24 protein-coding genes and 1 pseudogene are annotated in these 26,424 nt (G+C 72.1%); 13 read left to right on the top strand and 12 right to left on the bottom strand.

From position 1 onward, the window contains the following. Positions 1 to 267: 267 nt before the first annotated feature. Together CLV34_RS14530 and CLV34_RS14525 are read left to right on the top strand one after the other, a co-directional pair. A complete protein-coding gene (locus tag CLV34_RS14530; RefSeq protein ID WP_157803870.1) occupies positions 268 to 780 on the top strand; it encodes a hypothetical protein in 513 nt (170 codons plus the stop codon). Between the two features lie 52 nt (positions 781 to 832). Further along, positions 833 to 2,407 carry a recombinase family protein gene (locus tag CLV34_RS14525; protein WP_100351006.1) on the top strand — a complete coding sequence of 525 codons (1,575 nt, stop codon included), beginning with the start codon at positions 833 to 835 and terminating at the stop codon, positions 2,405 to 2,407. A gap of 32 nt (positions 2,408 to 2,439) precedes the next feature. Here CLV34_RS14525 and metH read toward each other — a convergent pair whose 3' ends face one another. The 5 genes from metH to CLV34_RS14500 form a co-directional block, all read right to left on the bottom strand. Then, positions 2,440 to 6,012, bottom strand: coding sequence for a methionine synthase (metH, locus tag CLV34_RS14520; protein ID WP_100351005.1), 3,573 nt, complete (start codon positions 6,010 to 6,012; stop codon positions 2,440 to 2,442). 115 nt (positions 6,013 to 6,127) lie between these two features. Further along, positions 6,128 to 6,388 (bottom strand): MafI family immunity protein, encoded by a 261-nt coding sequence (locus CLV34_RS14515; RefSeq protein ID WP_100351004.1) that lies wholly within the window; start codon positions 6,386 to 6,388, stop codon positions 6,128 to 6,130. Then, on the bottom strand, positions 6,378 to 8,168 hold the full coding sequence (locus CLV34_RS14510) for a polymorphic toxin-type HINT domain-containing protein (protein ID WP_157803869.1): 1,791 nt from the start codon (positions 8,166 to 8,168) through the stop codon (positions 6,378 to 6,380). Before CLV34_RS14510 ends, CLV34_RS14515 begins: the two co-directional genes overlap by 11 nt. A gap of 125 nt (positions 8,169 to 8,293) precedes the next feature. Next, a complete protein-coding gene (locus CLV34_RS14505) occupies positions 8,294 to 8,959 on the bottom strand; it encodes a VanZ family protein (protein WP_100351002.1) in 666 nt (221 codons plus the stop codon). Then, a complete protein-coding gene (locus CLV34_RS14500; protein ID WP_100351001.1) occupies positions 8,956 to 9,612 on the bottom strand; it encodes a M15 family metallopeptidase in 657 nt (218 codons plus the stop codon). The genes CLV34_RS14505 and CLV34_RS14500 overlap by 4 nt, the downstream gene beginning before the upstream one ends. A gap of 86 nt (positions 9,613 to 9,698) precedes the next feature. On the opposite strand from CLV34_RS14500, the gene CLV34_RS14495 reads away from it, so the two are divergent. From CLV34_RS14495 to CLV34_RS14485, 3 genes are read left to right on the top strand one after another with little or no spacing between them, the layout of a single operon-like run. Continuing rightward, positions 9,699 to 10,412: a response regulator transcription factor gene (locus CLV34_RS14495; protein WP_100351000.1), complete on the top strand. Its 714-nt coding sequence runs from the start codon at positions 9,699 to 9,701 to the stop codon at positions 10,410 to 10,412. Next, complete coding sequence (locus CLV34_RS14490) at positions 10,409 to 11,530, top strand: sensor histidine kinase (protein WP_100350999.1); 1,122 nt, start codon at positions 10,409 to 10,411, stop codon at positions 11,528 to 11,530. Before CLV34_RS14495 ends, CLV34_RS14490 begins: the two co-directional genes overlap by 4 nt. A gap of 51 nt (positions 11,531 to 11,581) precedes the next feature. After that, the gene (locus CLV34_RS14485) at positions 11,582 to 12,652 is read left to right on the top strand and encodes a GNAT family N-acetyltransferase (RefSeq protein WP_100350998.1); all 1,071 of its coding nucleotides are present in this window, start codon (positions 11,582 to 11,584) and stop codon (positions 12,650 to 12,652) included. A 350-nt stretch (positions 12,653 to 13,002) separates the two neighbouring features. Here CLV34_RS14485 and CLV34_RS14480 read toward each other — a convergent pair whose 3' ends face one another. The 3 genes from CLV34_RS14480 to CLV34_RS14470 form a co-directional block, all read right to left on the bottom strand. Further along, positions 13,003 to 13,431, bottom strand: coding sequence for a DUF4279 domain-containing protein (locus CLV34_RS14480; protein WP_100350997.1), 429 nt, complete (start codon positions 13,429 to 13,431; stop codon positions 13,003 to 13,005). Positions 13,432 to 13,576: 145 nt separating this feature from the next. Next, positions 13,577 to 13,843, bottom strand: coding sequence for a hypothetical protein (locus CLV34_RS14475; protein WP_157803868.1), 267 nt, complete (start codon positions 13,841 to 13,843; stop codon positions 13,577 to 13,579). Between the two features lie 305 nt (positions 13,844 to 14,148). Further along, positions 14,149 to 15,099: a quinone oxidoreductase family protein gene (locus CLV34_RS14470; RefSeq protein ID WP_100350995.1), complete on the bottom strand. Its 951-nt coding sequence runs from the start codon at positions 15,097 to 15,099 to the stop codon at positions 14,149 to 14,151. Between the two features lie 82 nt (positions 15,100 to 15,181). Between CLV34_RS14470 and CLV34_RS14465 the strand changes: the two genes are divergently transcribed. Beyond that, positions 15,182 to 15,700 (top strand): MarR family winged helix-turn-helix transcriptional regulator, encoded by a 519-nt coding sequence (locus CLV34_RS14465; protein ID WP_100350994.1) that lies wholly within the window; start codon positions 15,182 to 15,184, stop codon positions 15,698 to 15,700. On the opposite strand, the gene CLV34_RS14460 is transcribed toward CLV34_RS14465, so the two are convergent. Next, the gene (locus tag CLV34_RS14460) at positions 15,697 to 15,972 is read right to left on the bottom strand and encodes a hypothetical protein (RefSeq protein ID WP_211289465.1); all 276 of its coding nucleotides are present in this window, start codon (positions 15,970 to 15,972) and stop codon (positions 15,697 to 15,699) included. The two genes, CLV34_RS14465 and CLV34_RS14460, sit on opposite strands and share 4 nt — an antisense overlap. A 102-nt stretch (positions 15,973 to 16,074) precedes the next feature. Between CLV34_RS14460 and CLV34_RS14455 the strand changes: the two genes are divergently transcribed. From CLV34_RS14455 to CLV34_RS14435, 5 genes and pseudogenes are all read left to right on the top strand, one after another. Further along, positions 16,075 to 16,572 (top strand): hypothetical protein, encoded by a 498-nt coding sequence (locus CLV34_RS14455; protein WP_157803867.1) that lies wholly within the window; start codon positions 16,075 to 16,077, stop codon positions 16,570 to 16,572. Positions 16,573 to 17,076: 504 nt separating this feature from the next. Then, a complete protein-coding gene (locus CLV34_RS14445; RefSeq protein ID WP_100350991.1) occupies positions 17,077 to 17,421 on the top strand; it encodes an STAS domain-containing protein in 345 nt (114 codons plus the stop codon). Between the two features lie 68 nt (positions 17,422 to 17,489). Further along, positions 17,490 to 17,846 (top strand): annotated as a pseudogene (locus CLV34_RS17105) (lactate/malate family dehydrogenase); the annotation flags it as partial. A gap of 88 nt (positions 17,847 to 17,934) precedes the next feature. After that, entirely contained in the window at positions 17,935 to 18,624 is a 690-nt protein-coding gene (locus CLV34_RS17100) for a hypothetical protein (RefSeq protein WP_245859261.1), read from the top strand. Continuing rightward, entirely contained in the window at positions 18,621 to 19,091 is a 471-nt protein-coding gene (locus tag CLV34_RS14435) for an ACT domain-containing protein (protein WP_100350990.1), read from the top strand. Before CLV34_RS17100 ends, CLV34_RS14435 begins: the two co-directional genes overlap by 4 nt. A gap of 35 nt (positions 19,092 to 19,126) precedes the next feature. Here CLV34_RS14435 and CLV34_RS14430 read toward each other — a convergent pair whose 3' ends face one another. From CLV34_RS14430 to CLV34_RS14420, 3 genes are read right to left on the bottom strand one after another with little or no spacing between them, the layout of a single operon-like run. Then, positions 19,127 to 19,720, bottom strand: a complete 594-nt coding sequence (locus tag CLV34_RS14430) for a potassium channel family protein (protein ID WP_100350989.1) — start codon at positions 19,718 to 19,720, stop codon at positions 19,127 to 19,129. A 3-nt stretch (positions 19,721 to 19,723) separates the two neighbouring features. After that, a complete protein-coding gene (locus tag CLV34_RS14425; protein WP_100350988.1) occupies positions 19,724 to 22,264 on the bottom strand; it encodes a DNA gyrase/topoisomerase IV subunit A in 2,541 nt (846 codons plus the stop codon). Positions 22,265 to 22,320: 56 nt separating this feature from the next. Continuing rightward, positions 22,321 to 22,833, bottom strand: coding sequence for a DUF2510 domain-containing protein (locus CLV34_RS14420; protein ID WP_100350987.1), 513 nt, complete (start codon positions 22,831 to 22,833; stop codon positions 22,321 to 22,323). Positions 22,834 to 22,998: 165 nt separating this feature from the next. On the opposite strand from CLV34_RS14420, the gene CLV34_RS14415 reads away from it, so the two are divergent. Both CLV34_RS14415 and CLV34_RS14410 read left to right on the top strand, forming a co-directional pair. Next, positions 22,999 to 25,755: a GNAT family N-acetyltransferase gene (locus CLV34_RS14415; protein ID WP_100350986.1), complete on the top strand. Its 2,757-nt coding sequence runs from the start codon at positions 22,999 to 23,001 to the stop codon at positions 25,753 to 25,755. A gap of 84 nt (positions 25,756 to 25,839) precedes the next feature. Continuing rightward, a complete protein-coding gene (locus CLV34_RS14410; RefSeq protein ID WP_100350985.1) occupies positions 25,840 to 26,424 on the top strand; it encodes a DUF5998 family protein in 585 nt (194 codons plus the stop codon).

The following is a 26,424-nucleotide window of genomic DNA, read 5'->3' as shown; positions in this document are numbered from 1 at the left end:
GTGCAGGCGGTCGTAGAGGTACTTCCATCCTGCCGCCAGGGCCTACCCCTTCCTCACACCCCGACCCGTGTCACCAACCTCATGAGCCACAACACTTAGGCCAAAGGGGCGCTCGGCACGTGAGCCGCTAATGGGACGGACACCGCCATCCGCCACGGCTTCGAATGCCTTGGCGGCGGGAGCGTGAGGAACCGGGCTTCGTCGCGTGGTTGAGCGTCGGTGGGTGCGTCTACCGTCCGGGCCATGACGACGGTACTGCTCGACGGCGTGATCCGGACCGACTACGGCCAGTTCGACCTGACGTGGTCCGACGATGGGGGTTTCGACGGTGACTGGGACCGGTTCTTCGCCGGGCAGGCGAACGGTCTCGTGGGCGCTGCGGACCCGGACGGCGTCTACATCAACATCGCGCGCAGGTCGGGCGGTTCACCGGTCCGGATCGTCCTGCTCGACACACCCCCCGGCGACCCCGACGCGTCGTGGGATGACGTGGTCGAAGTGTCGACGGTCGTCCCCGTTGGAGTTGACGTCCGATGGCAGACGTGGGCAGGCGAGGACTGGGGTCGCCTGGAGGCGATCGTCCCGGGTCAGTATCGCGTTCGGGTCAACGCTCGGGGTCGCGATGCGGGGAGCGACGGCGAGTTCGCCGCCGGCGCTGTCGACTGGTACCTGATCGAACTGTGGTCGGCGCCGCCTGCCCCCGACGTGATCGTTCGCACAGGAAGCGACAACGCCGCGTACTGGCACGGGGAGGTCGGCGACAGGGCTGTCACACGCTGAAGTACTTAGCCTCCGGGTGTACATAGGTTCGCAAAGCGGGCATACTGCGGCGATGGTCAGGGGAGCAACGAAGCGAGCTGTCATCTACGCGCGTCTGTCGGTCCAGGGAGATGAGACGTCGACCTCCATCTCTCGACAGGAAGACGACCTACGGGCATTGGCCGCGCGGGAGGGCTGGGGAGTGATCCGCGTGCTCGTCGATGACGGCATCTCGGGGCGAGAGGCGAGGGCCAACGCGACCGAGGCAGTAGCGATGTTGGCGGACGGACGCGCCGACGTGCTCGCCGTCTGGAAGTTCGATCGATTCACCAGGCAGGGGCTCGGTGCACTCGCTGGATTGATGGACGCGCTTGAGTCCCGCCCGGGAACACTCTTCGTCGCGCTCCAAGACGGGCTCCGAAGCGACAGCGCGGCGTGGCGTCTGGTTGCCGGCATGCTGGCTGAGGTTGCCCGGATGGAGTCGGACAACATCAGCCTGAGGATCAAGTCCGACCGTGCCGTACGCCTCCGGGCGGGTCTCTGGGGCGGTGGGAGAGTCCCGTATGGTTACCGACCGGTTGAAGCGCTCGGAGGAAAGCGCCTCGTTCAGGATGCTGAAGAAGTCGCGGTCGTGCGCGAAATCGTCGAGCGCCTGCTGGGCGGCGAGAGCCCCTATAACGTGGCCGGGGATTTGACTGATCGTTGCGTTCCCGCGCCGAATTCCGCCGCTCGCAAGGCACTCATCGCTGGAAAGGACCCGTCCGACCTGGAGATCGGTGCTTGGGGGCACAGTGTCATTGTCCGGATGGTGACCGGTGCGCCGCTTCTGGGCCGTCAGCTCGAGCGGGGTGAGACGGTCTGTGGCGCTGATGGGGAGCCCATCCTCGTCTCGGACCCGGTACTGACGATCGAAGAGTCTCGACGACTGCACGCCATGTTCCCGTGGCGGGACAACGTCGGTACACGGAAGCACCTGCGAAAGGGTGGTCGGCTGCTTTCTGGAGTCGTTCGCTGCCACATCTGCGGCGCGCGCTTCCACATCCGTACTCACAAGCTGCGGGACGCCGTCGACTATCACCATCCCATGCCCGCGAGGGAGGGCGGGAAGTGCCCGGGGCAGACAGGGGTCCGAGCCGTTGACCTCGAGGAAGCCGTCATCGAGCGGTTCCTGAGCGAGGTTGGCTCCCGCCCTCATGTCGTCGAGCAAGTTGTCGAGTCCACCGAGGTCGAAGCTGCCCTCATCGATCTGGAGGCTGCGCTTGCCGCTGCATCCGCGGCACTCCTGGCTGCAGACGGTCTTGATGCGGAGTCCGCCGCACTCGCGAGAATCTCGGCACTCAAGGCCGAAAGGACGCGGATCCGCTCCACGCCGACGGTGCCGCGTCGAGAGTTCGCCCCCACGGGGAAGACGGTGGCGGAGGAGTTCGATTCCGCGGCAACGATGGAGGATCGGCAGCGCCTCCTCACGGCCTGGCTCGCCGCGATCGAGCCGCGACCTGTCGGGTCAGGCCGAGGTCCACGCGGAAGCATTGCGACGGGTCGCATCTTCCTGGTCGTCAAGACGGGGCTTGACGACGACGGAAATGTGCTCACCGAATCAGTTCCTCTCGCGCCACAGGATGTGGCCGAGAATTCGGTTCGAGACTGACCGCTGCAGAATGTCGCACGGTTAGGAGAAGGTCAGACGCTGTAATATTTGGCTTCGGGGTGATGCATGATAAATGCGTCCGTCGACTGCTCCGGGTGCAGCTGCAGCTCCTCCGACAGCACGACCCCCACCCGCCCCGGCTTCAGCAGCTCGACGACCTTCTTCCGGTCCTCCATGTCCGGGCACGCCGGGTACCCGAGCGAGAACCGCGCCCCGCGGTAGTTGAGCTTGAACAGCCCGTCCACGTCGGCCGGCTCCTCCGACGCGAACCCGAGTTCCTCCCGCACTCGTGAGTGCCAGAACTCGGCGAGCGCCTCGGTGAGCTGCACGGACAGTCCGTGCAGCTCCATGTACTCGCGGTACTTGTTGTCGGCGAACAATCGTGCGGTGTGCACGTCGACGGTGTCGCCGACGGTGACGAGCTGCACGGGCAGCACGTCGAACCGCCCGGTCTCTTCGAGGTACGACCTCGGCTTCACGAAGTCCGCGAGGCACAGGTGCCGGTCGCGGCGCTGCCGCGGGAAGGTGAACCGCAGCCACTCCGTCCCGACCTCACCGCCCGAGCCCCCGTCGGGCCCTCCGTGGTGCGCGACCACCACGTCGTCACCCTCCGACCACACGGGGAAGTACCCGTAGATCACAGACGGGTCGAGCATGCCCTCGGTGTGGACGCGGTCGAGCCACTCGCGCAGCCGCGGCCGCCCCTCCGTCTCGACGAGCTCCTCGTAGGTCTTGCCGTCCGCGCCGCGCCCGGGCTTGAGCCCCCACTGGCCCATGAACGTCGCGCGCTCGTCGAGGAACTTCGCGTAGTCGGCGAGCTGCAGCCCCTTGACGATCCGGGTCCCCCAGAACGGCGGCTCCGGCACCGGGTTGTCGGCGGCCACGTCGGAGCGCGCCGGCAGCTCCTCGTCGGGCGTCTCCGCGAGCTTGACGGTCGCGTGGCGACGCTTCTTGAGCGGCGGGAGCCCCACGGTGGACGGATCCTCGCCGCGCGCCACCCGCACGAGAGGCTCCATGAGCCGCAGCCCCTCGAACGCGTCGCGCGCGTACCGGACCTCGCCGTCGAACATGCCAGCCAGGTCGTCCTCGACGTACGTGCGCGTGAGCGCGGCGCCGCCCAGCAGCACGGGCCACCGCTTCGCAAGCCCACGCGACGACAGCTCCTCGAGGTTCTCCTTCATGACGACGGTCGACTTCACGAGCAGGCCCGACATGCCGATGACGTCGGCGTCGTGCTGCTCGGCGGCCTCGATGATCGCGGAGATCGGCTGCTTGATGCCGATGTTGTGCACCGTGTAGCCGTTGTTGGTCAGGATGATGTCGACGAGGTTCTTGCCGATGTCGTGGACGTCGCCGCGCACGGTCGCGAGCACGATCGACCCCTTGCTCCCGGACGAGCCTTCGATCTTCTCCATGTGCGGCTCGAGCAGTGCCACGGCCTTCTTCATGACCTCGGCCGACTGGAGCACGAACGGCAGCTGCATCTCGCCCTTGCCGAACAGCTCGCCGACCACCTTCATGCCCTCGAGCAGCTGGTCGTTGACGATGTCGAGCGCCTTCATGCCCTCGACGAGGCGCGCCTGGTCGAGGTCGTCCTCGAGGCCCTTGAGCTCGCCGTCGATGATGCGTCGCTGCAGGCGCTCGCCCACGGGCAGCGCGGCGAGCTCGGCGGCCCGCTGGTCGCGCAGCTCCGACATGTTCACGCCGGAGAACAGGTCGAGCAGGTGTGCGAGCGGGTCGTGCGTGAGGTTGCCCTCGGCGTCGTACTCGCGCTTGTCCCACACGAGGTCGAGCGCCGCCTGGCGCTGGTCGTCCGGGATCTGGTTGAGGGGAAGGATCTTCGCGGCGTGCACGATCGCGGAGTCCAGCCCCGCCTGCACGCACTCGTGCAGGAACACCGAGTTGAGCACCGTGCGCGCGGCCGGGTTGAGGCCGAACGACACGTTCGACACCCCGAGGGTCGTGTGCACACCGGGGTACTTCGTCGTGATCTCGCGGATCGCCTCGATCGTCTCGATGGCGTCGCGCCGCGTCTCCTCCTGGCCGGTCGCGATGGGGAACGTCAGCGCGTCGACGATGATGTCGTCGCGTCGCATGCCCCACACCCCGGTGAGGTCGTCGATGAGCCGGGACGCGATCGCGACCTTGCCCTCGCGCGTGCGGGCCTGGCCCTCCTCGTCGATGGTCAGCGCGACGACCGCCGCGCCGTGCTCCACGACGAGCGGCATGATCCGCGCGTACCGGGACGTCGGGCCGTCGCCGTCCTCGAAGTTCACCGAGTTCACGACCGCGCGCCCGCCGATGAGCTCGAGCCCCGCCTGCAGGACTGCCGGTTCGGTCGAGTCCATGACGAGCGGCAGCGTCGACGCCGACGCGAGGCGCGAGACGACCTCGCGGGCGTCCGCCACGCCGTCGCGGCCCACGTAGTCGATGCACACGTCGAGCAGGTGCGCGCCGTCGCGCGTCTGCGCGCGCGCGATCTGGACGCACTCGTCCCAGTCCTCCGCGAGCATCGCCTCGCGGAACGCCTTCGACCCGTTCGCGTTGGTGCGCTCACCGATCGCGAGGAACGACGCGTCCTGGCGGAAGTCCACGTGCGAGTACAGCGACGCGACGCCGTTCTCACGCTCGGGCGCGCGCTCCGCGACCGGCTGCGCCCGCACGGCCTCGACGACGCGCGCGAGGTGCTCGGGCGTCGTGCCGCAGCACCCCCCGACGAGCCCCAGCCCGAACTCGCGCGCGAACTGCGTGTGCGCGGCGGCGAGCTCGTCGGGCGTCAGGGGATAGCTGGCGCCGTTCGCGCCGAGGACGGGCAGACCGGCGTTCGGCATGCAGGTCACGGGGATGTCCGCGTGCTTGGCCAGGTGACGCAGGTGCTCGCTCATCTGGTCGGGGCCCGTCGCGCAGTTCAGGCCGATCGCGTCGACGCCGATGGCCTGCAGCGTCGTGAGGGCCGCGCCGATCTCCGAGCCCATGAGCATCGTGCCCGTGGTCTCGACCGTCACGGACACGATGATCGGCACCCGGTGCCCGAGCTCCGCCATCGCGGCCTTCGACCCGTTGACCGCGGCCTTCGCCTGCAGCAGGTCCTGGCTCGTCTCGACGAGGATCGCGTCCGCGCCGCCCTGCACCAGCCCGAGCGCGGCCTGCGCGAACGTGTCCTTCAAGTGCTGGTACGTGGTGTGCCCGAGGCTCGGCAGCTTGGTGCCCGGGCCCATCGAGCCCAGCACCCAGCGCGGGTGGTCGGGCGTCGCGTGTGCGTCCGCCCGCTCGCGGGCGATCCGGGCGCCCGCCTCGGCGAGCTCCGTGATCCGGTCGTCGATGTCGTAGTCCGCGAGGTTGGACCAGTTCGCACCGAACGTGTTCGTCTCGATCGCGTCCACGCCCACGGCGAGGTAAGCGTCGTGCACCGCGCCGATGATGTCGGGGCGCGACACGTTGAGGATCTCGTTGCAGCCCTCGAGGCCCTGGTAGTCGTCGAGCGACGGGTCCTGCGCCTGGATCATCGTGCCCATCGCACCGTCCGCGACGACGACGCGCGTGCGCAACGCCTCGGCGAGAGCCGCGGCGCGGGGGAGGAGGGGCAGGTCGACGTGTGCGGGCATGCGGTCAGCGTAGTGCGGCGAGCCCGTGCGGTGAGGGTGCGTCCGCGGACCGGCACGGAGTCATCACGCCGAGCTCGGCGCGGTCGCAAGGTGGAGTGACGAGCGCATTCTGACGTCACTCTCCTTCAGGGATGAGGTCCCGGATGAAGGCGATGCTGGGGCGATCGAGCTGCATCTCTCGCGCCAGCGCTTGGATGACCTCCACGTCGGAACGCAGAAGCGGCGCCTGCGCGTCGTCAAGGCGGTCGCACAAGATCTCGAGAGCGACCCCGTACTCGCCCGCCCGGACAAGATCGAGGTACTCGTCGAGTGTTTCAGCGGCCGTTCGGAGGGCCAAGTCTTGACCGAGACTGAGCAGTCGAGCCTCAAGATCCATCGGAAGCTCCTTCGATCGGATGAGCAGTAATGACACCTTCGCCAGCTGGCTCGAAGACCACCTTCATCCGGACGCCGCCGCGTTCCGCGATCGCGACGAAGCGGGCTGGCAGACCTCGACGCGTCAGAAGCGCACCTCCCGGCCCTCCACCGGTCCAGGTCGTGCGTGGATCAGTCGCGATATCCATGGCGTGCTCCAGTACATCCTCGTCTGACCACTCCTGCGGAAATGGCGTCTTTCCTTCGGCGCCTGGCCATCGATGTCCGCCGCCGGTCGCGTCCCCATCCAAAATATGTGCACGTCGCCGCTCTGAGATCAGGTCACTGTAGCGGGACACTTGGTCGTGATTTCCCATGTTGTGGACGAGGACGGCGCTGTCGCCTGCGAGGACGTAGTAGGTGTGGTGGGTGCGGACGTGGATGTTGTAGACGGTCACGCCGCCGGGGGTCTCGCCTGCGCTGGCGGGGTCGACGTGTTGGATGTCGATGGTGTCGAGGCGGACGGTGCCGGACTGTGAGTCGCCGGCGGTGACGAGGTGGTCGCCGACGGTGAGGTCGCGTGCCGTGATCCAGCCCATTCCCTGGACCATGAAGGGGTGTTCGTCGGTCGTGGTGACGCGCTGGCCGGCGATGGTCAGGTGGTAGAGGGTCGTGGTGGTCCGGACGAAGGTCTCTTCGATGGTCTCGATGACGTCGAGACCGGCGGCGAGGTCGTGGGTGTAGACCTTGTCGCCGGGGCGGAGGTCTTCGATGGGTTTGTCGCCGTCGGGGGTGCGGATGAGGGTGCCGGCGGTGAAGCAGGTCCCGAACCCGATCTTGCACGCGGGCTTGCGGCCGAAGCCTTCGAGCCCGTTCTTGATCCCGCCCTTCGCGAGCCCCTTCAACCCGGAGAGCGACTCGCGTGCTCCGGCTTTGAGGGCGACCTTGGAGATCCCGGTGGCGGCCTTCGCCGCGGCACCCAGGCCGATGACACTCAGGGCGGCGCCGGCGATCGCGATCCCCGCGTCGAGCCAGGATCTCTCGCCGGTGGCCGCTAACGCGATGTTGGCTAACGCGGACACGATGGCCGCGACCGCCGCGACCACTAAGAGAACACCGGCGAGGGCGGTGCCGACCACGGGGATGAACGCGACCACGATCGCGAGGATCCCCGCGATCGCCGAGATCACATCGGCGATATCGGCGATCGCGGCGACGACCTTCGACCCCCAGTCGTCCCACCACGAGTCGTTCAGATCATCGTGACTGGTGATGTCGGTGATTTGGGCGATGGCGTTGTCCGCCGCGCGGTCCCGGTCGGCGACCGCGGTGTCGATGTCACCCTTCGCCGCGTTCACCACACCATGGGCCGCAGTGACCTGGTCACCCGCCGCATCAGCCTTGTGCTGGTAGACCGTCTTCTCGTGCGGATCCTGGGCGTCGTCTGCGAGCTGCTGCCACCGACTCTTGGTCCCGGTCGCGTCCGCCGACTCGTCCAGCGCGGAGATCGCCGAGTTCAACGCCGCCAGCGTGTCCGACTGGACCCGGTCCAGCACCCCCGCATAGCCCACCAGGGCGTTGCCCGCGGCCTCGTAGCGGCCGTGCGCTTTCCGGATGTCCGCGATGACGTCTTCCTTGCGGTCCATCACCGCATCCACGGCCGCCGACACCGTCCCGTCGACCGACAACTGGTCCAACGCCGACGCCGCGTCATCGATCGCCGTCGCGACGTCCAGGTAGTCCCGACCGCCCGCCAGCACCAGTACCGGATCACCCGGCGTCGGATCGATGTCCAGACCCACCGGCGACCAATCCACCGGACGACCCACGTACGGACCCCCTGACGGGACGCCCCTCGCCCCCGTCAGGAGGATAGCCACGTCCCGTTCTTCCCCGTTCGCGCGTCCACAGCCTGCGTGACACCGCGTCACTTGCCGCCAGGCGGCCCCTGCGAGCCGCTTCCATCGTGCAGGGGTGGCACGCTGTCGGGCCCCTGGCCTGGCCGCCCGTGGTTCCCGGCTCCGGCGAGACCGTTGTGCAGCTGCCCGGGCGCCGCGACGAACGCAGCGACGGCCACTATGGCGATCACGGTCGTGGCAGCGCACACCCGCGCCAGTGCCCGCTCCGCTCGACCGGGGACGGCTCGCCGAACCACCGCCACGACGACGAGTCCCGCCACGCCCCCGAGGGTGTTCGTGACGACATCGGTGACGTCGGAGCGCCCCACCGCGAGGACGTACTCCGCAACCTCCAGCCCCGCGCTCGCCGCTGCGACCGCACGGCACGCCCGACCCCACCGGATCCGCGACCCGAGCAGGCCGAGGTAGAGCCCGAACGGGACGAACAGCAGGACGTTTGCCAGAACCTCACTCGGTCGGCTCGCCCCGTTCCCGCCGGCGGCGACGAACGGCACGAGCTTCACGGTGCGCTCGGCGTCCGGCCCCCGCCAGGGCAGGTCGAACTTCCAGAGCACGAGCCAGACGAGCAGCACGAGGTAGACCGCGAACAGTGCGACGAGCCGCCGCGACCCGGTGTGGCCGGGCGCGTCCTCGGACCCGGCGTCGCCCACGGCCCCCTTCACGACGACGGTCATCGCTGCATCCTCGGGTCGTGCGCGGCGTCCGCGTACGGCGCGGGGCACCCGTTCCGCACGGCGCTCGTGCGCAGCTCGTAGTGCCACGACTCGTTCGCGTACGTCCGGCACAGGCCGTACGCCGCGCCGTGGCGCTCCAGCCAGGTCCTCGCCGTGACGGGTCCGAGGTCGACGGCCTCACCCCGGACGTGCTGGGACGTCTCCGGCGTGGCGACCCAGCGTTGCGCCGCGGCGAGCGACCCGTACGTCACCACGGCGTCGTCGAGGAGCCGCTGCTGGTCGGCCGCCGACCGCCAGCCGCTGTCGACGACGAACCCCACGCCGTCCTGCTCCGCGGCGGTCGCTGCCCGGCGGAGCGCGTCGAGCAGCTCCGGGTCGAGGCGGGTGACGGTCTCCGCGTGACCGAACACCCTCGTCACCCCGGACGTCCCCTCTCCCTCGTCGCTCGAGCGAGCCGCAGCCAGTCGTGGCGGTGCCGCCGCAGGCGCCTGGTCCGTGCCGCCGGCAGACGCTGCCGAGCCCGTCGGGCCGGCGCTCGCAGGCCCGAGGTGTGCGGCGGCCGCGACGCCGCCGGTCCCGAGGACGGCACAGGCGGCGAGAACGGTCGTTCCCCGCCGCCAGCGGCGGCCGGGCGAGACGTGCTGAGAAGTCATGCCCCCAGTCCACGCGGCGGCGTGTTGCGGTGGCGTACGCGGTTCTCGATATGCGCGCGATACGCCCCGCCCGGGAGCATGGGGCCATGCGTGTGCTGATCCTCGAGGACGAGCCGTACCTGGCGGACGCGATCCGCGACGGGCTGCGGCTGGAGGCGATCGCGGCCGACGTCGCCGGCGACGGCGACACGGCCCTGAAGCTCCTGGCCGTCAACGCCTACGACATCGCCGTCCTCGACCGGGACGTGCCGGGGGTCCCCGGCGACCAGGTGGCGCGGCGCGTCGTCGCGTCCGGCACCGGCCTGCCGGTCCTCATGCTGACCGCCGCCGACCGTCTCGACGACAAGGTGTCCGGGTTCGAGCTCGGCGCGGACGACTACCTGACCAAGCCGTTCGAGCTGCGCGAGCTGGTCCTGCGGCTGCGCGCCCTCGACCGGCGTCGGGCCAGCCACCGTCCGCCCGTGCTCGAGGTCGCCGGCCTGCGCCTCGACCCGTTCCGACGCGAGGTGTACCGGGACGGCCGGTACGTCGCGCTCACCCGCAAGCAGTTCGCCGTGCTCGAGGTGCTCGTCGCGGCGGACGGCGGCGTCGTGAGCGCCGAAGAGCTGCTCGAACGGGCGTGGGACGTGAACGCCGATCCGTTCACCAACGCGGTGCGCATCACCGTGTCCGGCCTGCGCAAACGCCTCGGCGAGCCCTGGCTCGTCGCGACCGTGCCGGGCGTGGGCTACCGGATCGACGGGGCACGTGCGGCGGGGCCCTTGGCGCCGCACGCGCCCGCGGCGGAGACCGGACCGTGACCCGCGAGCGGGGCCTCAGCGTCCGGCTCAAGCTCACGCTGAGCTACGCCGGGCTGGTCATGGTCGCGGGCGTGGGCCTGATCTCCGTCGTCCTCGTCTTCCTGCTGCGGTACGTCCCGGCGGAGGCGGTCCTCGTCCCCACGCCGGACGACAGTGGCGGCCGCCCCGGTCCCGCGCTGTTCGTGCCGGGCCGCTCCGACCTCTGGGACGCGTTCGCCCCCAAGGCCCTGCTCATGCTGGGGCTGCTGCTGGTCTTCGGCCTCGTGGGCGGATGGTTCCTCGCGCGCCGCATGCTTGCGCCGCTGACCCGCATCACCGACGCGGCGCGGGTCGCCGCCGACGGGACCCTCTCGCACCGCGTCCGGCTGCCCGGCCGTCGCGACGAGCTCCGCGACCTCGCCGACGCGTTCGACACCATGCTCGAACGGCTCGAGGCGCAGGTCGCCGAGCAGCGAAGGTTCGCAGCCAACGCCTCGCACGAGCTCCGCACCCCGCTCGCCGTCACCCAGGCGATGCTCGCCGTCGCCGAGCAAGACCCTGACCGCGACGTCGGCGCGCTGCTCGCCCGCCTGCGGGTCGTCAACACGCGCGCCGTCGACCTCACTGAGGCGCTCCTCGTGCTCAGCCGCGCCGACCAAGGAGCCTTCGCGCGCGAGCGCGTCGACCTGTCGCTGCTGGCCGAGGACGCCGTCGAGACGCTGCTGCCCCTGGCCGAGCAGCGTCAGGTCGCGCTCGAGGGCGCGGGCGATGCCGGTGCGACGACGATCGGGTCGCCCGCGCTGCTGCTGCAGCTCACCACGAACCTCGTGCACAACGCGATCGTCCACAACCTGCCCACGGGCGGGGACGTGCGCGTGACGACAGCGGCGTCGCCGCTCGGCGTGACGCTCCTCGTCGAGAACACGTGCGACGACCTGCCGCCGGGCCTCGTCGCGACGCTGGCGGAGCCGTTCCAGCGCGGCAACGGTCGCTCCCGGGCGGACCACCCGGGCGTCGGGCTCGGGCTCGCGATCGCCACGAGCATCGTGCGTGCGCACCGCGGGACGCTCGCCCTCGCTCCCCGCCCCGGCGGTGGGCTCACCGTCACGGTGCGGCTCCCGAGAGCAGGCGAGCCGTGACGGCGGCCGCGCCACCATGCCCTCCCCGGCGGGCGCGCCTAGCGTAGGGGGGTGGACGACACCGCTGCCGACGACCTGCAGACCGCTCTCACGGCGACCGGCCTGCGCTGGCGACCTCTCACGCCCGACGACGCCCCCGCGGTCCACGCGCTCGTCGCGATCATCGAGGGCGCCGACCGCTCACCCGGACGCTCGAGCCTCGTCGAGGTGCGCGAATGGCTCGCGACACCCGCGCCGGCGCTCGCGGACGGTTCCCTGCTGGGTCTCGACGTCGACGGCGACCCCGTCGCGTACGCGGTCGTGTCGACGCGCCCCGGTGACACGGGTGTTCAACGGGCGTTCCTGCACGTCGGCGTCCGGCCCGACCACCGCGGCCGTGGGGTGGGGCGCGCCCTGGTGGCGTGGGCGGCCGACGCGGCCCGCATCGCCGCGGGCGACGTCGGCGAGGGTGCGCCCGCCCAGGCCGTCCTCGACGTCGACGACAGCGCCCCCGAGTCGACGCACCGCCTGCTGCGGGACGCCGGCTTCACCGTCCGCCGCAAGTACGCGTACCTGCGGCGCGACCTCGGCACCCCGCCGCCCGAACCGCGGCTGCGGCCGGGGCTGCGCGTCGTGCCCTGGTCCGAGGACCTCGAGGAGCCGATCCGCCTCGCGCACAACGACGCGTTCCGGGACCACCCGGGCAGCGAGCCGCAGGACGACAGCACCTGGCGCTGGTACGGGCGGTCGACGTTCGAACCGGGGTGGAGCTTCGCGGTCGTCACCGAGCCGGACAGCGCCACGCACGCGGCGGCGCTCGCCGCCGGCGGGGACGACACGCTCGACGACGAGACGCGCGGGGCGGTCGACGGGGGAGCGCCGCTCGTCGCCGGGTACCACATCGGACAGCGGCACGGCGGCGACGCCGCGTACACGATGCGGCTAGGGGTCCGACGGGCGTTCCGGGGGCACGGGGTCGCGGTGGCGCTGCTCGACGCGGCCATGCGCGCGTACCTGGCGGACGGCGTGCGGTGGGCCGAGCTGGACGTCGACACCGAGAACCCGAGCGGGGCCGACGGCCTCTACGCGCACCTGGGCTACCGGCCACAGCGCGAGATCTGGACGTACGTGCGCGACCTCTGAGCGGTACCGGTCGCCCGGTCACGCCTCGCGCGGCCAGGTGCTGTGCGGCAAGGCGTCCACCAGCGTGGGGCCGGAGACGGTCTCGGCGCCCGAAGACGTGGAGAGCCGAGCGCAGCCAGTCACAGGTAAGACGGCCTGGCCGCTGAGTCGACGGCGAGGATGCCGGCCCCGGGCTCACCAAGCTCATCCACTCCGCCACGAGGCGCTCGTCGAGGAGGAGGCGTCCCTGGTCGATCTGGGCCGCCGCTTCGACGGCACCGGTCAGGACGTCGGAGATGCTCGGCGTACGTGCTCGCGGGAATCAGTGTCGCAACCGCGACGTCACCAACAGTGGCGGCGGCGCGGGGCCGTCAGAGATCCTCGGAGCAGTCGTGGAAGATGTATTGATCGATGTCGAGAGAGGCGTGTGAGGTTGCGAGCCACGCGAGAAGTTCGGGGCTCAGAAAGATGCCCTTCTCTCGGCTGCTGTCAAGATCGCGAATCTCCTGGACCAATTCCAGGGCGACGAACGCGTCGCCTGCGGTCACGAGGCTCCCCAGTGCGCGCGCGAACTCTGGTCCCCATGCGAGGATCACGGGCTCGAAGTCCTCCGGACGAGCGTCCTCGACGGGTGCGGTCACGTTCCGAGTCCACGTCGTCGTCGTGCGGGGCGGCAGCTCCGGTCGCTTTCGAGAGCCCCTCGCCGTCGCCTCGTCCGGCGGGGACGCGAGGCGGTCGGAGATGTCATCGGGGTCGAGCGTGGAACTGACGACGCGGAGGTAACTGCGAAATGCGCTCACGGGATGTACCTGTAATTGGTAGGGATGAGGATCTTGCCGTCCTTGCTGACCAGGATGATCCGGGAGTCGCCGTCACGCATCGCGTCAAACCGGGCGACATTGGCTTTGCCTACCCAATCAGCCTTGAATCCGTGCGGATCTTCTTCTAGTGCCGAAAGCGCCTTCTCGAGTTGCTTCTCGCGAGCGCGTTCCCCGCGGCCTCGTAGCGCCCGTGCGCCCTGCGAATGTCCGCGATGACGTCCTCTTTGCGGTCCATCACCGCATCCACCGCCGCGGACACCGTCCCGTCGACCGACAGGCGATCCAGAGCCGACGCCGCATCATCAATAGCCGACGCCACATCGAGGTAGTCCCGACCACCCACCAGCACCAGCACCGGATCACCCGGCGTCGGATCGATGTCCAGACCCACCGGCGACCAGTCAGACGGGCGCGTCACCGCACACCACCAGCCACTGCGTCCGCTACCAGCAGCGACGCTTCACACGCCCCCGACCCCCTGCATCCCATGACCCGCGACTGTACCCGCCCGACTGCGTGGCCGTCGATGGGGAGAGCTCCCCTGTGGACACTGGCGGGCGAGTGCTCGCAGGCCACAGCGATGGCTATGCAGGGGAGACGAGTGTCCCGATCGATCGCCGACGTCCGCGACAGCCCGACCTCTGGCTCAGGTCGAGGCATCTGTCCGGTCGGATCCCTGGATTCGCGCCTGGTGCGTCAGGGCACGATGACGACGCGCCGGTCGCTGCCGGTGGCCCACGCCGCGGTGACGTCGTCGAGGGGCACTGGCTGAGCGTCCACTGTGAAGGTGCCGCGGCCGAGCTCATCGGCCAGCGCGCCGAGCTCGCCGACGATTCCGCGCGTCGTGACCGAGCCCTGGCCGCTGCCGACGATCGCGAGCCGCGCGGCCCGCAGAGCGGCGGACGGGATGGTGGCCTCGCGCCCGCCGACCGAGCCGACCTCGACCCAGGTGAGTGGCTTGCCGCGGTCGGCGCGCGCCGTGACGAGAGCGACCATCGCGGCCGCCGTCGTCGCGCCCCACACGTAGTCGACGACGACGTCGACGTCGGCTGCCGCGGCCGCGAGCCGGCCGGCGACCTCGTCGGGGTCGCCGACGAGCGAGACCGTCTCGTCCGCGCCGAGCGCGGGGAGCGCGGCGAGCGACTGCGGGTTGCGCCCGGCGGCGACGACGCGGCCGGCACCGAGGCGCTTCGCGACCTGCACGGCCATGCGTCCGGCGCTGCCCGTCGCGCCGAGGACGAGCACCTGCTGCCCGGCCTCGAACGTGATCCGGCGGCGCAGCGCGACCCATGACGACATCGCCGGGTTCATCGCCGCGGCCGCGACCACGGGGTCGGTGCCGTCCGGGAGCGGGACGGTCCGACGGGCGTCGACGGCGACCCGCTCGGCGAACGAGCCCTGGTCGTCGTCGTCCAGGATGAAGTAGCGCAGCGTGCCCTCGGCATCGCGGCCGACCCCGTCGATACCGGGGACGAGGGGGAGCGCGCCGGTGCTGGTGTAGTGCGAGCCGTCCGCCTGCGACCGGACGCGGGGGTGCAGCCCGGCGGCGACGACGTCGAGGACGACCTGGCCCTCGGCGGCGACGGGGGCGGCGATCTCGGTCGGGGTGGGCGGGGTGTCGAACGCAGTGACGAGTGCGGCCTTCATGATGGCTCCTTCGGCGGAAGATGATTCGTTCTACGAATCAGAGTAGATCGTGGTGCGAACTACTTCAAGGTAGGCTGACGGTATGAGCCCCGCGCAGTCCTCCGTCTCACCTGCCGCCGCGCCGACGGACGGCGCACCGACGGACGGCGCACCGACCGTCGCCGCGTCCGACGACGCGCTCGTCGACGCGCTCGTACAGAGCGCGTTCATGACCACGGCCGTCCTGTCGCGCGTCGCGGCCGAGCACGACCTGTCGCTCACGCTGCTGCGCGTGCTCGGCATCCTGGCCGACCGGCGGCTGCGCATCAGCGAGCTCGCCGACTTCCTCGGCCTGGAGCGCTCGACGCTCTCGGGCCTCGTGGACCGGGCCGAGCGGCGCGGGCTCGTCGAGCGCACCCCGAGCGCCGCTGACGGGCGCGTCGTCGAGGTGTCGCTCAGCGCGGTCGGACGCGCGCAGCACGCCGTCGTCCACGCCCAGGTCGCGGCGGCGCTGGCGCCACAGACCGCCGTGCTCTCCAGCGCCGATCGCCGGCGTCTCGAGCGCCTGCTCACGAGGTCGCTCGTCCCTGCCGTCGGCCGCACGCTCGACGAGAGCCGCTAACCCTCCTCGAGGGCGACGATCTCGGCGTCGAGCCAGCTCCACTGCGCGCTCTGCGTGCGGAGCCTGCGGAGCGCACGGACCAGGCACGCCCGGAGGTCGGCAGACTCCTCGCGGACGGCGCCCTCGGTGCCGATGCCGGCTCCCGAAAGGATGACGGTCCATGGCGCGCCGCCCTCGACGAGGCGCTCGTCGTCGAACTTCACGATCGATGTCACGCCGCACCCACCGAGGCGAGGCATGAGGTCGAGCATCACGTCCTGCTGCCATTCCATGGGCTGTCACCATCCGCAGTGTCGTCAGGGTTGCTCGGTCGTCATACGCTCTGCCCCGCGCAGCGCAAGTGGTTCGACGACGACACGGAGCGAGTCGATGGCATGAACGGGAAGAGCGGAGGCGACGGCGCATGGGTCGCACTGGTTGCTGCGGAGCGCGACGCGGCCCGGCGACGAGCCGGGGTGAACCGTCTCTCGACGCGAAGCGATCTGCTGAATGCGGCGTTGGCGGGCGGATCGGCGTGGGACCGGTCGACTGCGCTCACCTTCTTGCGGACCTTTCCCGGGGACGTTCCCCAGCTGCTCGAGCAGCTTCTCGAGATCGCCCTCGCGGGCGCCTGGGCACGTCCGGTCTCCGACGTGATCCGGGCCGCGGGATCGGCTGTCGACACGGGCCTGTTCGTCGATGTCGTGCTGCGGCAGGTCCGCGACCGCGACGCGGACGCCTGTGCGCGGCTCGCGTGGCTCCTGGTCGACGTCGGGGCACAGGTGCCGCTGGCCGCCTTGCTCGCGGTGGCGCGCGACCACGATGATCCGGCGGTTCGCGATGTCTCTCGTGAGCTGGACGAAGCCGGTGTCACGCCGGGGCATCGTCCGTGACGTCGAAGGGGCTCGGCGGCAGGTCGATTCCGGTGACCTGGGCGATGTCCTCGAGGGCGGTCCACGCCTGGCTGCGCGTCGTCGAGCATGGTGACGAGCACCGGCACGACAGCCCGGATGTCGATCTCGCGGAAGAACGTCGCGACGTGACCGAGGCAGGTCGCCACCGTCGTCCGGACGTCGCGGATGCGGGGGTCCTCGTCGGACAGGAGGCGGAGGTACGTCGTCTCGAGCCACGCCCGGTCGTCGACGCTGAACACCGCCGACACGACGGCTCGCGCAAGGTCCAGGCCGGACTCCTCACGGATCACCTGCTCGAACGCGTCTTTGTCGACGGCGTCCGGCGCCTGGTGGTTGCGTGCCACGGGCACATCCTCGCGCGCGTCCCCCTCTCGTGCGCGGACGTTCCGACGGCGCGTCTCGGTCGACCACGGATGCCCGCGACCGCGTAGCCTTTCCCCGGCTCGGGCGCACGGTGTCGCACGACCGGAGCGGAGGTGTGACATGGGTGATGCGAGCGGCGTGCTCGTGCAGCGCGGTGGCCGACGCTGGGTGATGTGGGGCGAGATCGACTTCGCGCTCACGCACCGCGTCAAGAAGGACCTGCTCGCGACGATCGACGGTCTGCCCAAGACGATCGACCTCTCGCGCGTCACGTTCATGGACTCCTCGGGCCTGCACCTGCTGCTCATGAAGGTGACGCCGACGTCGAAGCCGCGCCTGGTGCGTGCCCCGGCCCAGGTCGTCGCACTGCTCACCACGTCCGGCGTGCTCGACATGGTCGAGCTGGTCGACCACGACGACAGCCCGGACGACCCGCCGCCCGCTGCGCGCGCCGTCGCCGGGTAGCCGCTCCGGCGGTCGGCGGGCGTTGCGGCTGGGCCGCCGCAACGAGCGCGCAACACGCGAGGGCTACGGTGCGGAACGTGGACGTAGCAGTGCTCGGGGCAACAGGTGACGTCGGACGACAGGTCTGCACGCAGCTCGTCGAGCGGCGGCTCCTGCCGCCGAGCTCGCGGCTCCAGCTGGTGGGGCGGGAGGACGGTCCGTCGGCCCGCGCGACCCACGGGCTGCGCACCGACCTCGTCGACGCCTACGACGAGCACGCGCCGCTGCTCGACGTCGCGCTGCGTCCCGAGGACGTGGTCGCGGACGTCGTGGTGCTCGCCGCCGGGCGGACGGCGCCCGCCCGGGCCGGCGCGCCCGTCTCGCGAGCCGACCTCGCCGCCGACAACGCGGCGGTGTTCGACGCCCAGGCGCGGGCGATCGCGGAGCACGGCTCGGGCCACGAGGTCGTCATCGTCGTGTCCAACCCCGTCGAGCTCGGCGTCGCAGCGGTCGCGCCACCTCGACCGGCACCGCGTGATCGGCATGGGCGCCTGGCTCGACACGCTGCGGTTCCGGCGCGAGCTCGCGACGTCGCTCGGCGTGCGGCGCCAGCGGGTCGGCGGGTTCGTCGCCGGCGCGCACGGCGAGGGTCTCGTGCCGCTGTGGTCGACCGTGCGGGTGCGCGGCCTGGACCCGGACGAGCGTCGCCGCGCCACGGACGCCCTGCGCACCCCGTCCGGACCGAGCCCCCGGACGCTCGACGCCTTCCCCGCCGAGATCGTCGCCGCGCAGCAGACCCTCGCCCGCGTCGGGGCCGACGACATGGCGGCCGCGTTCGAGGCCGTGGATGCGTGGCCGCCCGACCTGCGCGTCGTCGCGCGCCCCTGGCTCACGCACCAGAGCGGCGCGAAGACCGCCGCCGGGACGGCCGCCGCCACCGTCGACCTCGTCGAGGTCGTCCTCGACGGACGGGACATCGTCGTCGCCGGGCAGGTGGCCCTCGAGGGTGAGACCGCCCTCGAAGGACGACCGGTCCACGGGGTGCTGGGCGTGCCCGTCGTCCTCGGACCCGAAGGGTGGACCCACGTGCTGCTCGACCCTCTCGCGCCCGACGAGGAGCGCCTCCTCGCCGCGTCGGCGCGGGCCATCGATGCGATGGTCGCAGGAACCCTCGTGCCGCCCGGCCACGCACCCGACGTGAGCTCACCGGCGGTGCAGCGGTGAGCGGCCTGGACGTCCGCTGGGTCGCCGTCGTCCACGGCGTCGACCGCACCGGCACGCTGACCGCGATCGCCGGGGTGTTCTCGAGCCGCGGGGTCGGCTTCGAGTCGTTCGCGACGACCGCCGCGTCCGAGGGCCTCGGCGAGATCGTCGTCGTCTTCACGGCGAGCGACCGGCTGCAGCGGGTCCTGGTGCGGACCCTGGAGCGGCTCGCGGCCACACGGTCGGTGCTGGCGCGGCCCGCCGACGACCCGCGAGTGCGGGCGGCGGCCGTCGTGCGCGCGCCGGGGTTCCGGCCGGCGCCGGACGCCCCCGTCACCTGGTCGGCTGGCGACCATGCGGCGGACGGCCCGGTCCTCGTCGAGGGCCAGCTCGAGGCCGTCGAGGCGGTCGTCGCCGCGGCGCGCGCGGCCGGTGCGACGCAGGTCGCGGCGATGGTGCTGCCGTTCGAAGAACCCGACGAACCGTAGTTCGGCCACGCGTTCGAGGCGTGGCCGTCGCGACCTCAGGACGCGTCGGCGTCCCCGTCGCCCGCCCGGCGACCGTGCCCGGTGCGCTGCCGCGGACCGTTCTCGCGGCTGAGCCTCGCGGCCGCCATGAGCAGCCGGACGACCAGCCCGATGAGGACGAGGTCGAGGACCATCTGGACGGTCACCAGCGCGCGTGTGAGGTCCCCGACGGCGGTGATGTCGCCGAACCCGACCGTCGCGAACGTCGTCACGGTGAAGTAGAGGGCGTCGACGTGGTCGATCGGCTGGGTGAACCGGCTCGGGTCGGCGTGCGACAGGGTGAGGTACGCGCTCGAGAACACCGCCAGGAACACGACGAGGATCGTGCCGAGCGCCTGCCCGGCCCGCAGCGTCGGGACGTGCGAGTCCAGCACCTTCGAGACCTGCCACGCGACGAGCAGGGCCAGGAGCACGAGGGCGACGAGGAGCCGCACCAGCTCGTCCGACCACTGGTCGCGGTCGAACGGCAGCAGGAAGTAGACGAGGAGCACCCCCGCCCAGCTGAGCAGCACGTGGACGAGGCTCAGGGCGACCTCGGCCTGCCGCTGGCGCAGGGTGAGGTCCGCCCAGGGCTTGATCGCGCGCGGCACCGGTCAGCCGATCGCGGCGACCGGCGCGGCGAGCGCCTGCCCCGAGCCGTCGCGGCGCACGTCGGACGCGGGCAGGTCGAGCGCCTGCCCGCCCGAGCCGGTCGCGCGGGGGGGAGCGGCCCCCACCCACGCGAGGTGGAGCGTGTCCTCGCCGCGCAGGAACCGCTGCGCCCGGACGCCGCCGGTCGCGCGCCCCTTGCCGGGGTACAGCTCGAACGGGGTGACCTTCGCGGAGCCGGCCTCGGTGCCCGGCAGGGCGGACGACGACCCCGCGACGGTGACGACGACCGCTCCCGCGAGACCCTCCTCGCTCGCGTCGCCGTCGCGCAGCCGCGCGGGTACGACGCCGAAGAACAGGGCCCGCTCGCCGGCCGCGAGCTTGATGCCCGCGATGCCGCCGCCCGCCCGGCCCTGGGGTCGCACGGACGACGCCCCGAAGTGCAGCAGGCTCGCGTCGGACGCGACGAAGACGATCTCGTCGTCGTCGGCGCACGGCGCCGCGCCCACGACCTCGTCGCCGTCCTTGAGTGTCACGACGTCGAACGCGTCCTTTGCGGGCGCCTCGCCCGACGTGACGCGCTTGACGACGCCCTGCGCGGTGCCGAGCGCGAGCGTCGGCGCGTCAGGGGCCAACGACACGAGCGCGAGCACCCGTTCGCCGGGCGCGAGGTCGACGACCTCGCTGACCGGGACGCCGCCCGCGAGGCTCGGCGGCCCCTGCGTGGGCGGCAGGCCCGGCAGCTCGAGCACCGAGAGACGCACGACCCGGCCGCGGTTCGTCACGGCGCCCACGTCGGCGCGGGCCGTCGTGGCGACCGCCGAGCGCAGGACGTCGTGCGCGTGCCGCGCTCCCGACCGCGCGGGCGCGGTCTCGTCGGACGACCTCGCGAGCAGGCCCGTCGCGGACAGCAGCACCCAGCAGGGCGTGTCCTCGACCTGGAGCGACAGGGTCGGCACGCCACGCCCCTTCGGACCGGCGGTCGCGGTGGCGACCGACGTCGCGCCGGACACCCCCGTGCCCGCGGAGTCGAGCAGGATCGTGCGGCGCGGGGTCCCGAACGTGCGCGCGACCGCCCCCATCTCGTCGCTCACGAGCGTCCGCAGGCGCTGCTCGTCGTCGAGGATCGCCTCGAGCTCGTCGATCTCGCGCTTCAGCTCGTCCTGCTCTTTCTCGAGCTCGAGGCGCGAGAACTTGGTGAGGCGGCGCAGCTGCAGGTCGAGGATGTAGGTGGCCTGCGCGTCCGACAGGTCGAACACGCCCATGAGGCGCGTCTTGGCGGCCTGCGCGTCGTCGGACGAGCGGATGATCTCGATGATCTCGTCGATGTCGACGATCGCGAGCAGCAGCCCCTCGACGAGGTGCAGGCGGTCCTTGCGCTTGGCGAGGCGATACTGCGAGCGGCGGCGCGTCACGTCGACGCGGTGGTCCACCCACACCCGGAGCAGCTCGCGCAGCCCGAGGGTGCGCGGCTGGCCCTCGACGAGCGCGACGTTGTTGATGCCGAACGAGTCCTCGAGCGGCGTGTACTTGTACAGGTGCTCGAGCACGGCGTCGGGGTTGAAGCCGGTCTTGATCTCGATGACGAGGCGCAGGCCGTGCTGGCGGTCCGTGAGGTCCTGGACGGACGTGATGCCCTGCAGCTTCTTGTTCTGGACGCCCTCCTTGATCTTCTCGATGACCTTCTCGGGGCCGACGAGGTAGGGCAGCTCCGTGACGACGATCCCGCGGCGGCGCGGCGTGATCGACTCGACCTTGGCCGTCGCGCGGGTGCGGAACGTGCCGCGGCCCGTCCGGTACGCGTCGCGGACGCCGTCGAGCCCGACGATCTTGCCGCCGGTCGGCAGGTCGGGGCCGGGTACGAACCGCATGAGCGCGTCGAGGTCGGCGTCCGGGTGCTTGAGCAGGTGCTGCGCGGCCGCGACGACCTCCACGAGGTTGTGCGGCGCCATGTTGGTGGCCATGCCGACGGCGATGCCCGACGCGCCGTTGACCAGCAGGTTCGGCAGCGCGGAGGGCAGCACCTCGGGCTGCGTCAGCTTGTTGTCGTAGTTGGGGACGAAGTCGACCTCGTCCTCGTCGAGGCCCTGCGTCATCGCCGTGGCCGCGGACGCCATGCGCGCCTCGGTGTACCGGGGGGCGGCCGGACCGTCGTCGAGCGACCCGAAGTTCCCGTGCCCGTCCACCAGCGGGAGACGCAGCGAGAAGTCCTGCGCGAGGCGCACCAGCGCGTCGTAGATCGCGGTGTCGCCGTGCGGGTGCAGCTTGCCCATGACGTCGCCGACGACGCGCGCCGACTTCACGTACGGGCGGTCCGGACGAAGGCCCATGTCGGACATCTGGAACAGGATGCGCCGCTGCACCGGCTTGAGACCGTCGCGCGCGTCCGGCAGGGCACGCGCGTAGATCACCGAGTACGCGTACTCGAGGAACGAGCCCTCCATCTCGGCGGAGACGTCGATGTCGACGATCTTCTCGTCGACATCGGACGGGTCGAAGGGTGCGGACGAGCCTGGACCGGACGAGCGGGACGACGAGCGTGGCATGCGCGCATTCTCCCGCATGCCACCGACGCCCGTGCGCAGGCGCGGCGCGTCGCCGGTCAGCGCGTGAGCGTGACGGCGACGATCGCCGTGCTCGCCATCGCGCCGATCGTCCCGGTGGCGAGCCCGAACCATGCCATCGACCGCCCGATGCCGTGCGTCGCGGCCCGCTCGAGCCCGCGGGCTCCCGACCACACCACCACCAGCGTCGTGCAGGTCATGCCCGTTCCCAGCAGGGCGCCCCACCAGGTCGGCGCGCCGGTGACCAGCACCGTGGTGCCGATGAACAGCACGGCGCAGAGCTGCAGGACGCCCTGACAGGCGGCGTTCCACGCGTACGTGTTGCGGCCGAGCGCGCTGTCGAGATCCGCGTCCTCGCGCCAGCCCTTCGGGGTGCCCACGAAGAGGCGCTCCAGCCCGCGTTGCCGGGGTGCGACGCGTGCCGTCCAGCGGTCGCCGTCGGACCAGCGCAGCCGCGGGAGCCCGTCCGGGTCGGGGTGCCAGCCGCGTGCCGGCGGTCCGTCGGACAGCGCCGGCGAGCCCGGTGGCAGGGTGTGGGGAGCGTCGGTCATCGTCGCCTCCGGCGGGGACCGGTCCCGACCGGCTGCGGCCGCGGTCCACGACCGCGCAGCGCGACAGTAGCGGTCGCGACACCCCCGCACCAGACGTCGTGTGACGTTCGCCGCCCCGCGCGCCGGACCCTCGCGACCCGGTGCCCGCCCGCCTAGTGTGGCGGTGTGAGCGACAGCGCCGCACCGACCGCGTCCGACGGGCCGGCCGACACCCCCCGGTACCCCGTCGAGTGGGAGGCCGACGTCGTCCTGCGCGACGGCAGCACCACGCACGTGCGTCCCATCCGCCCCGAGGACGCGGACGCCCTCCAGCGCTTCCACATGGGCCAGTCGGAGCGGTCCGTCTACCTGCGCTTCTTCTCCGCGATGGAACGGCTGTCCGACCGGGACCTGCGCCGGTTCACCCACGTCGACCACCGCGACCGCGTCGCCCTCGTCGCCGTGGCAGCGAACCCCGACGCCCCCGGCACGCCCGACGCCGACGAGATCATCGCCGTCGCCCGGTTCGACCGGACCGCGCCGCACGAGGCCGAGGTCGCGTTCAACATCTCCGACGCGCACCAGGGCCGCGGGCTCGGGTCCGTCCTGCTCGAGCACGTCGCCGCGGCGGCGCGCGAGCGCGGCATCGAGCGCTTCACGGCGGACGTCCTGCCGCAGAACGGCAAGATGCTCGCCGTGTTCCGCGAGGCGGGGTACGAGCTGACGCAGCGCGTCGACGACGGCGTCGTCCTCGTGAGCGTCGACCTCGACCCGACGGAGCGCTCGCGGGCCGTGATGATCGACCGGGAGCGACGGGCCGAGGCCCGCTCGATGCAGGCCATCCTCACGGCGCGCGACGTCCTGCTGCTCACGTCGCCCGCCCACGGGCCGGGCAGCGTGGAGCGGATGCTCGCCGAGCAGGTGCTGGCGGGAATGGTCGCGGACCCCGGTGACGCGTACGTCGACGTCGTCGGGCTGCCCGACGCGGTCGACGTCCCCGGCACCGTGCGGACGCACGCGGCGCTCGCGGACGTCGAGGGTCCGGTCGAGATCGCGGTGGTCGCCCTCGCGCCCGACGCCCTGCTCGCCGCCCTGCCCGCGCTCGCGCGGCTCGGGGTGCGAGCCCTCGTGATCCTCTCGGGCGGCTACGCGGAGGCGGGCGCCGCAGGCGTCGAGCGGCAGCGCGAGCTCGTCCGCCGGGCGCACACGGCCGGCATGCGGGTCGTCGGACCGACGTCGTACGGGCTGCTGCGGCAGGAGCCGGGGCACCGCGTGTCGCTCGTCGCGTCGGGCGAGCCCGTCGAGGCCGGCCCGGTCGGCCTCTTCTGCCAGTCGGCGCCCACGGCGGTGACGCTCCTGCGGACGGTCGCCCGACGCGGCATCGGCCTGTCGACGTTCGTGTCGGCCGGCCACCGCGCGGACGTGTCGGGCAACGACGTCATGCAGTTCTGGACCGAGGACCCCACGACGACGGTCGCGTGCCTCTACCTCGAGTCGATCGGGAACCCGCGCAAGTTCTCCCGCGTGGCACGCCGGCTCGCTGCGGCCAAGCCCGTGGTCGTCGTGGCGGCCGGCCAGTCGGGCGCCTTCGCCCCGGCGGGTCACGCTGTGCGGCGGGGTCGTGCCCCGCGCCGCGTGCTCGAGGAGATCATGCGGCAGGCCGGAGTGATCCGTGCCGAGAACACGCACGCGCTCGTCGACGTCGCCCAGCTCCTCGCGCACCAGCCGCTGCCCGCGGGGCGGCGCGTCGGGATCGTGGGCAGCTCGCCCGGACTGGTCTCCGTCGTCGCGGACGTCGCCGAGTCCGCGGGGCTCGTCGTCGCGGAGGCGCGCTCGGTCGCCCGTCAGGACGCCGGGCCGGACGAGATCCGCGCCACGCTCGACGCGGTCTACGCGGACGGTGCGTGCGACGTCGTCGTCGCGGTCTACGTGCCCACCGTCCCCCTCGAGCTGGGCTGGCTCGCGCAGGACCTCGCGGCGCGCGCCACCGCGTCCGGCCGCCCCACGGTCGTGAGCGCGCTGGGCTACCACGGGGTGACGGACGCGTTCACGTGCGTGGACGACGACGGGGTCCCGCACCGCGTCCCCGCCTACTCGACGCCCGAGGACGCGGTCGCGGCGGTCGCGGCCGTCGTCCGGTACCGGCAGTGGCGCGACACCGACCACGGCACGCACGTCGCGTTCGACGACCTGGACCGCGACCGTGCCCGCGCCATCGTGGAGCAGACGGTCGACGGACCGCTCGACGTCGCACGTCTCGCCGAGCTCCTCGGGTGCTACGGCGTGCCCGTCGCCGCGACCGTCGGGGTGAGCGACGTCGCCTCGGCGCAGCACGCCGCCGCGACCCTCGGCTACCCGGTCGCGGTGAAGGCGACCCCGCCCGCGCTGCGGCACCGGGCGGACCTCGGGGGGGTCCGGCTCGACGTCCGCTCGCCCGACGAGCTCGCCGCCGCGGTCGAGTCCCTGCGCGGCACCATCCTCGACAAGCTCGGCCCCGGGGCCTTCGACGAGGTCGCCGTCCCGTTCGAGGTGCAACGGATGGCGACCGCCGGTGTCGCGTGCACGATCCGCACGACCGAGGACCCGCTGTACGGGCCCCTCGTCTCGTTCGGGCTCACCGGCGACGCCGTCGACCTGCTGGGCGACGTCGCCTACGGCGTGCCGCCGCTGACCGACGCCGACGTCGCCGCGATGGTCCGGCGCGTGCGCGCCGCACCCCGCCTCTTCGGGTACCGCGGCGCGCCCGCCGCCGACACCGCCGCGGTCGAGGACCTCCTCGCCCGGGTGAGCGTCCTGGCCGACGACCTGCCCGAACTGTTCTCGCTCGAGCTCGACACGGTCGCGGCGCCGCGCGGCGTGACCGTCCTCGCCGCGCGGGCGACCGTCGCGCGGGCCCGCCGGACCGACGCCCTGCGACGCGCGCTCGGTGCGACCGTCGGGTGACGCGCCCGCCGCGGGCATCGAGGCAGTGACGAGGACGTTCCGGGACGAACGGGCCGCCTGGCCCGGAGGTGGGAGGATGTGCGGGTGCGCCAGCCAGCAGAACCCGCCCTCAGCCCCGCGCTGCGTGAGGACCTCGTCCGCACCGGCTACTACCCGACGCTCGTCGAGGACGTCGTCGACGTCGCGGTCGCCGGGGAGCCGTGCGCCGCGCACCTCGTGCACGCCGAGACGACGTTCGACGGCGAGGAGATCCGGCGCCACGTCACCGTCCTGGTGCTCACCGCGACCCGGCTCGTGACCGTCCACGTGGACGACCAGCCCGCCGACTCCGAGCGCCCCGCCGCGAACGCGGTCGCCACGAGCGAGTCCGTGCCGCTGCGCGAGGTCCGCTGCGTGAGCCTCACGCACGTCGTCCCGACGCCGGAGAAGCACCGCGTCGGCGACGTGCCGGTCGAGCTCACCGTCGCGATCGGCTGGGGTGCCGTGTCCCGGGTGGAGCTCGAGCCGGCCGGGTGCTCCGACCCCACGTGCGAGGCCGACCACGGGCTCACCGGCCAGATCCTGCCCGACGACCTCGTCCTGCGGGTCAGCGCGGAGGCCGAGGGTGCGGACGCGGTGCGTCGCGCCGCGACCTTCGCCCGGGCGCTGTCCGCCGCGACCGCCCGCTGA

It is taken from the genome of Luteimicrobium subarcticum (assembly GCF_002798015.1).
Classification (GTDB): Bacteria; Actinomycetota; Actinomycetes; order Actinomycetales; family Cellulomonadaceae; genus Luteimicrobium; species Luteimicrobium subarcticum.
Note: the sequence above shows the minus strand (reverse complement) of the source record. Positions and strands in the feature narration are given on the sequence as shown.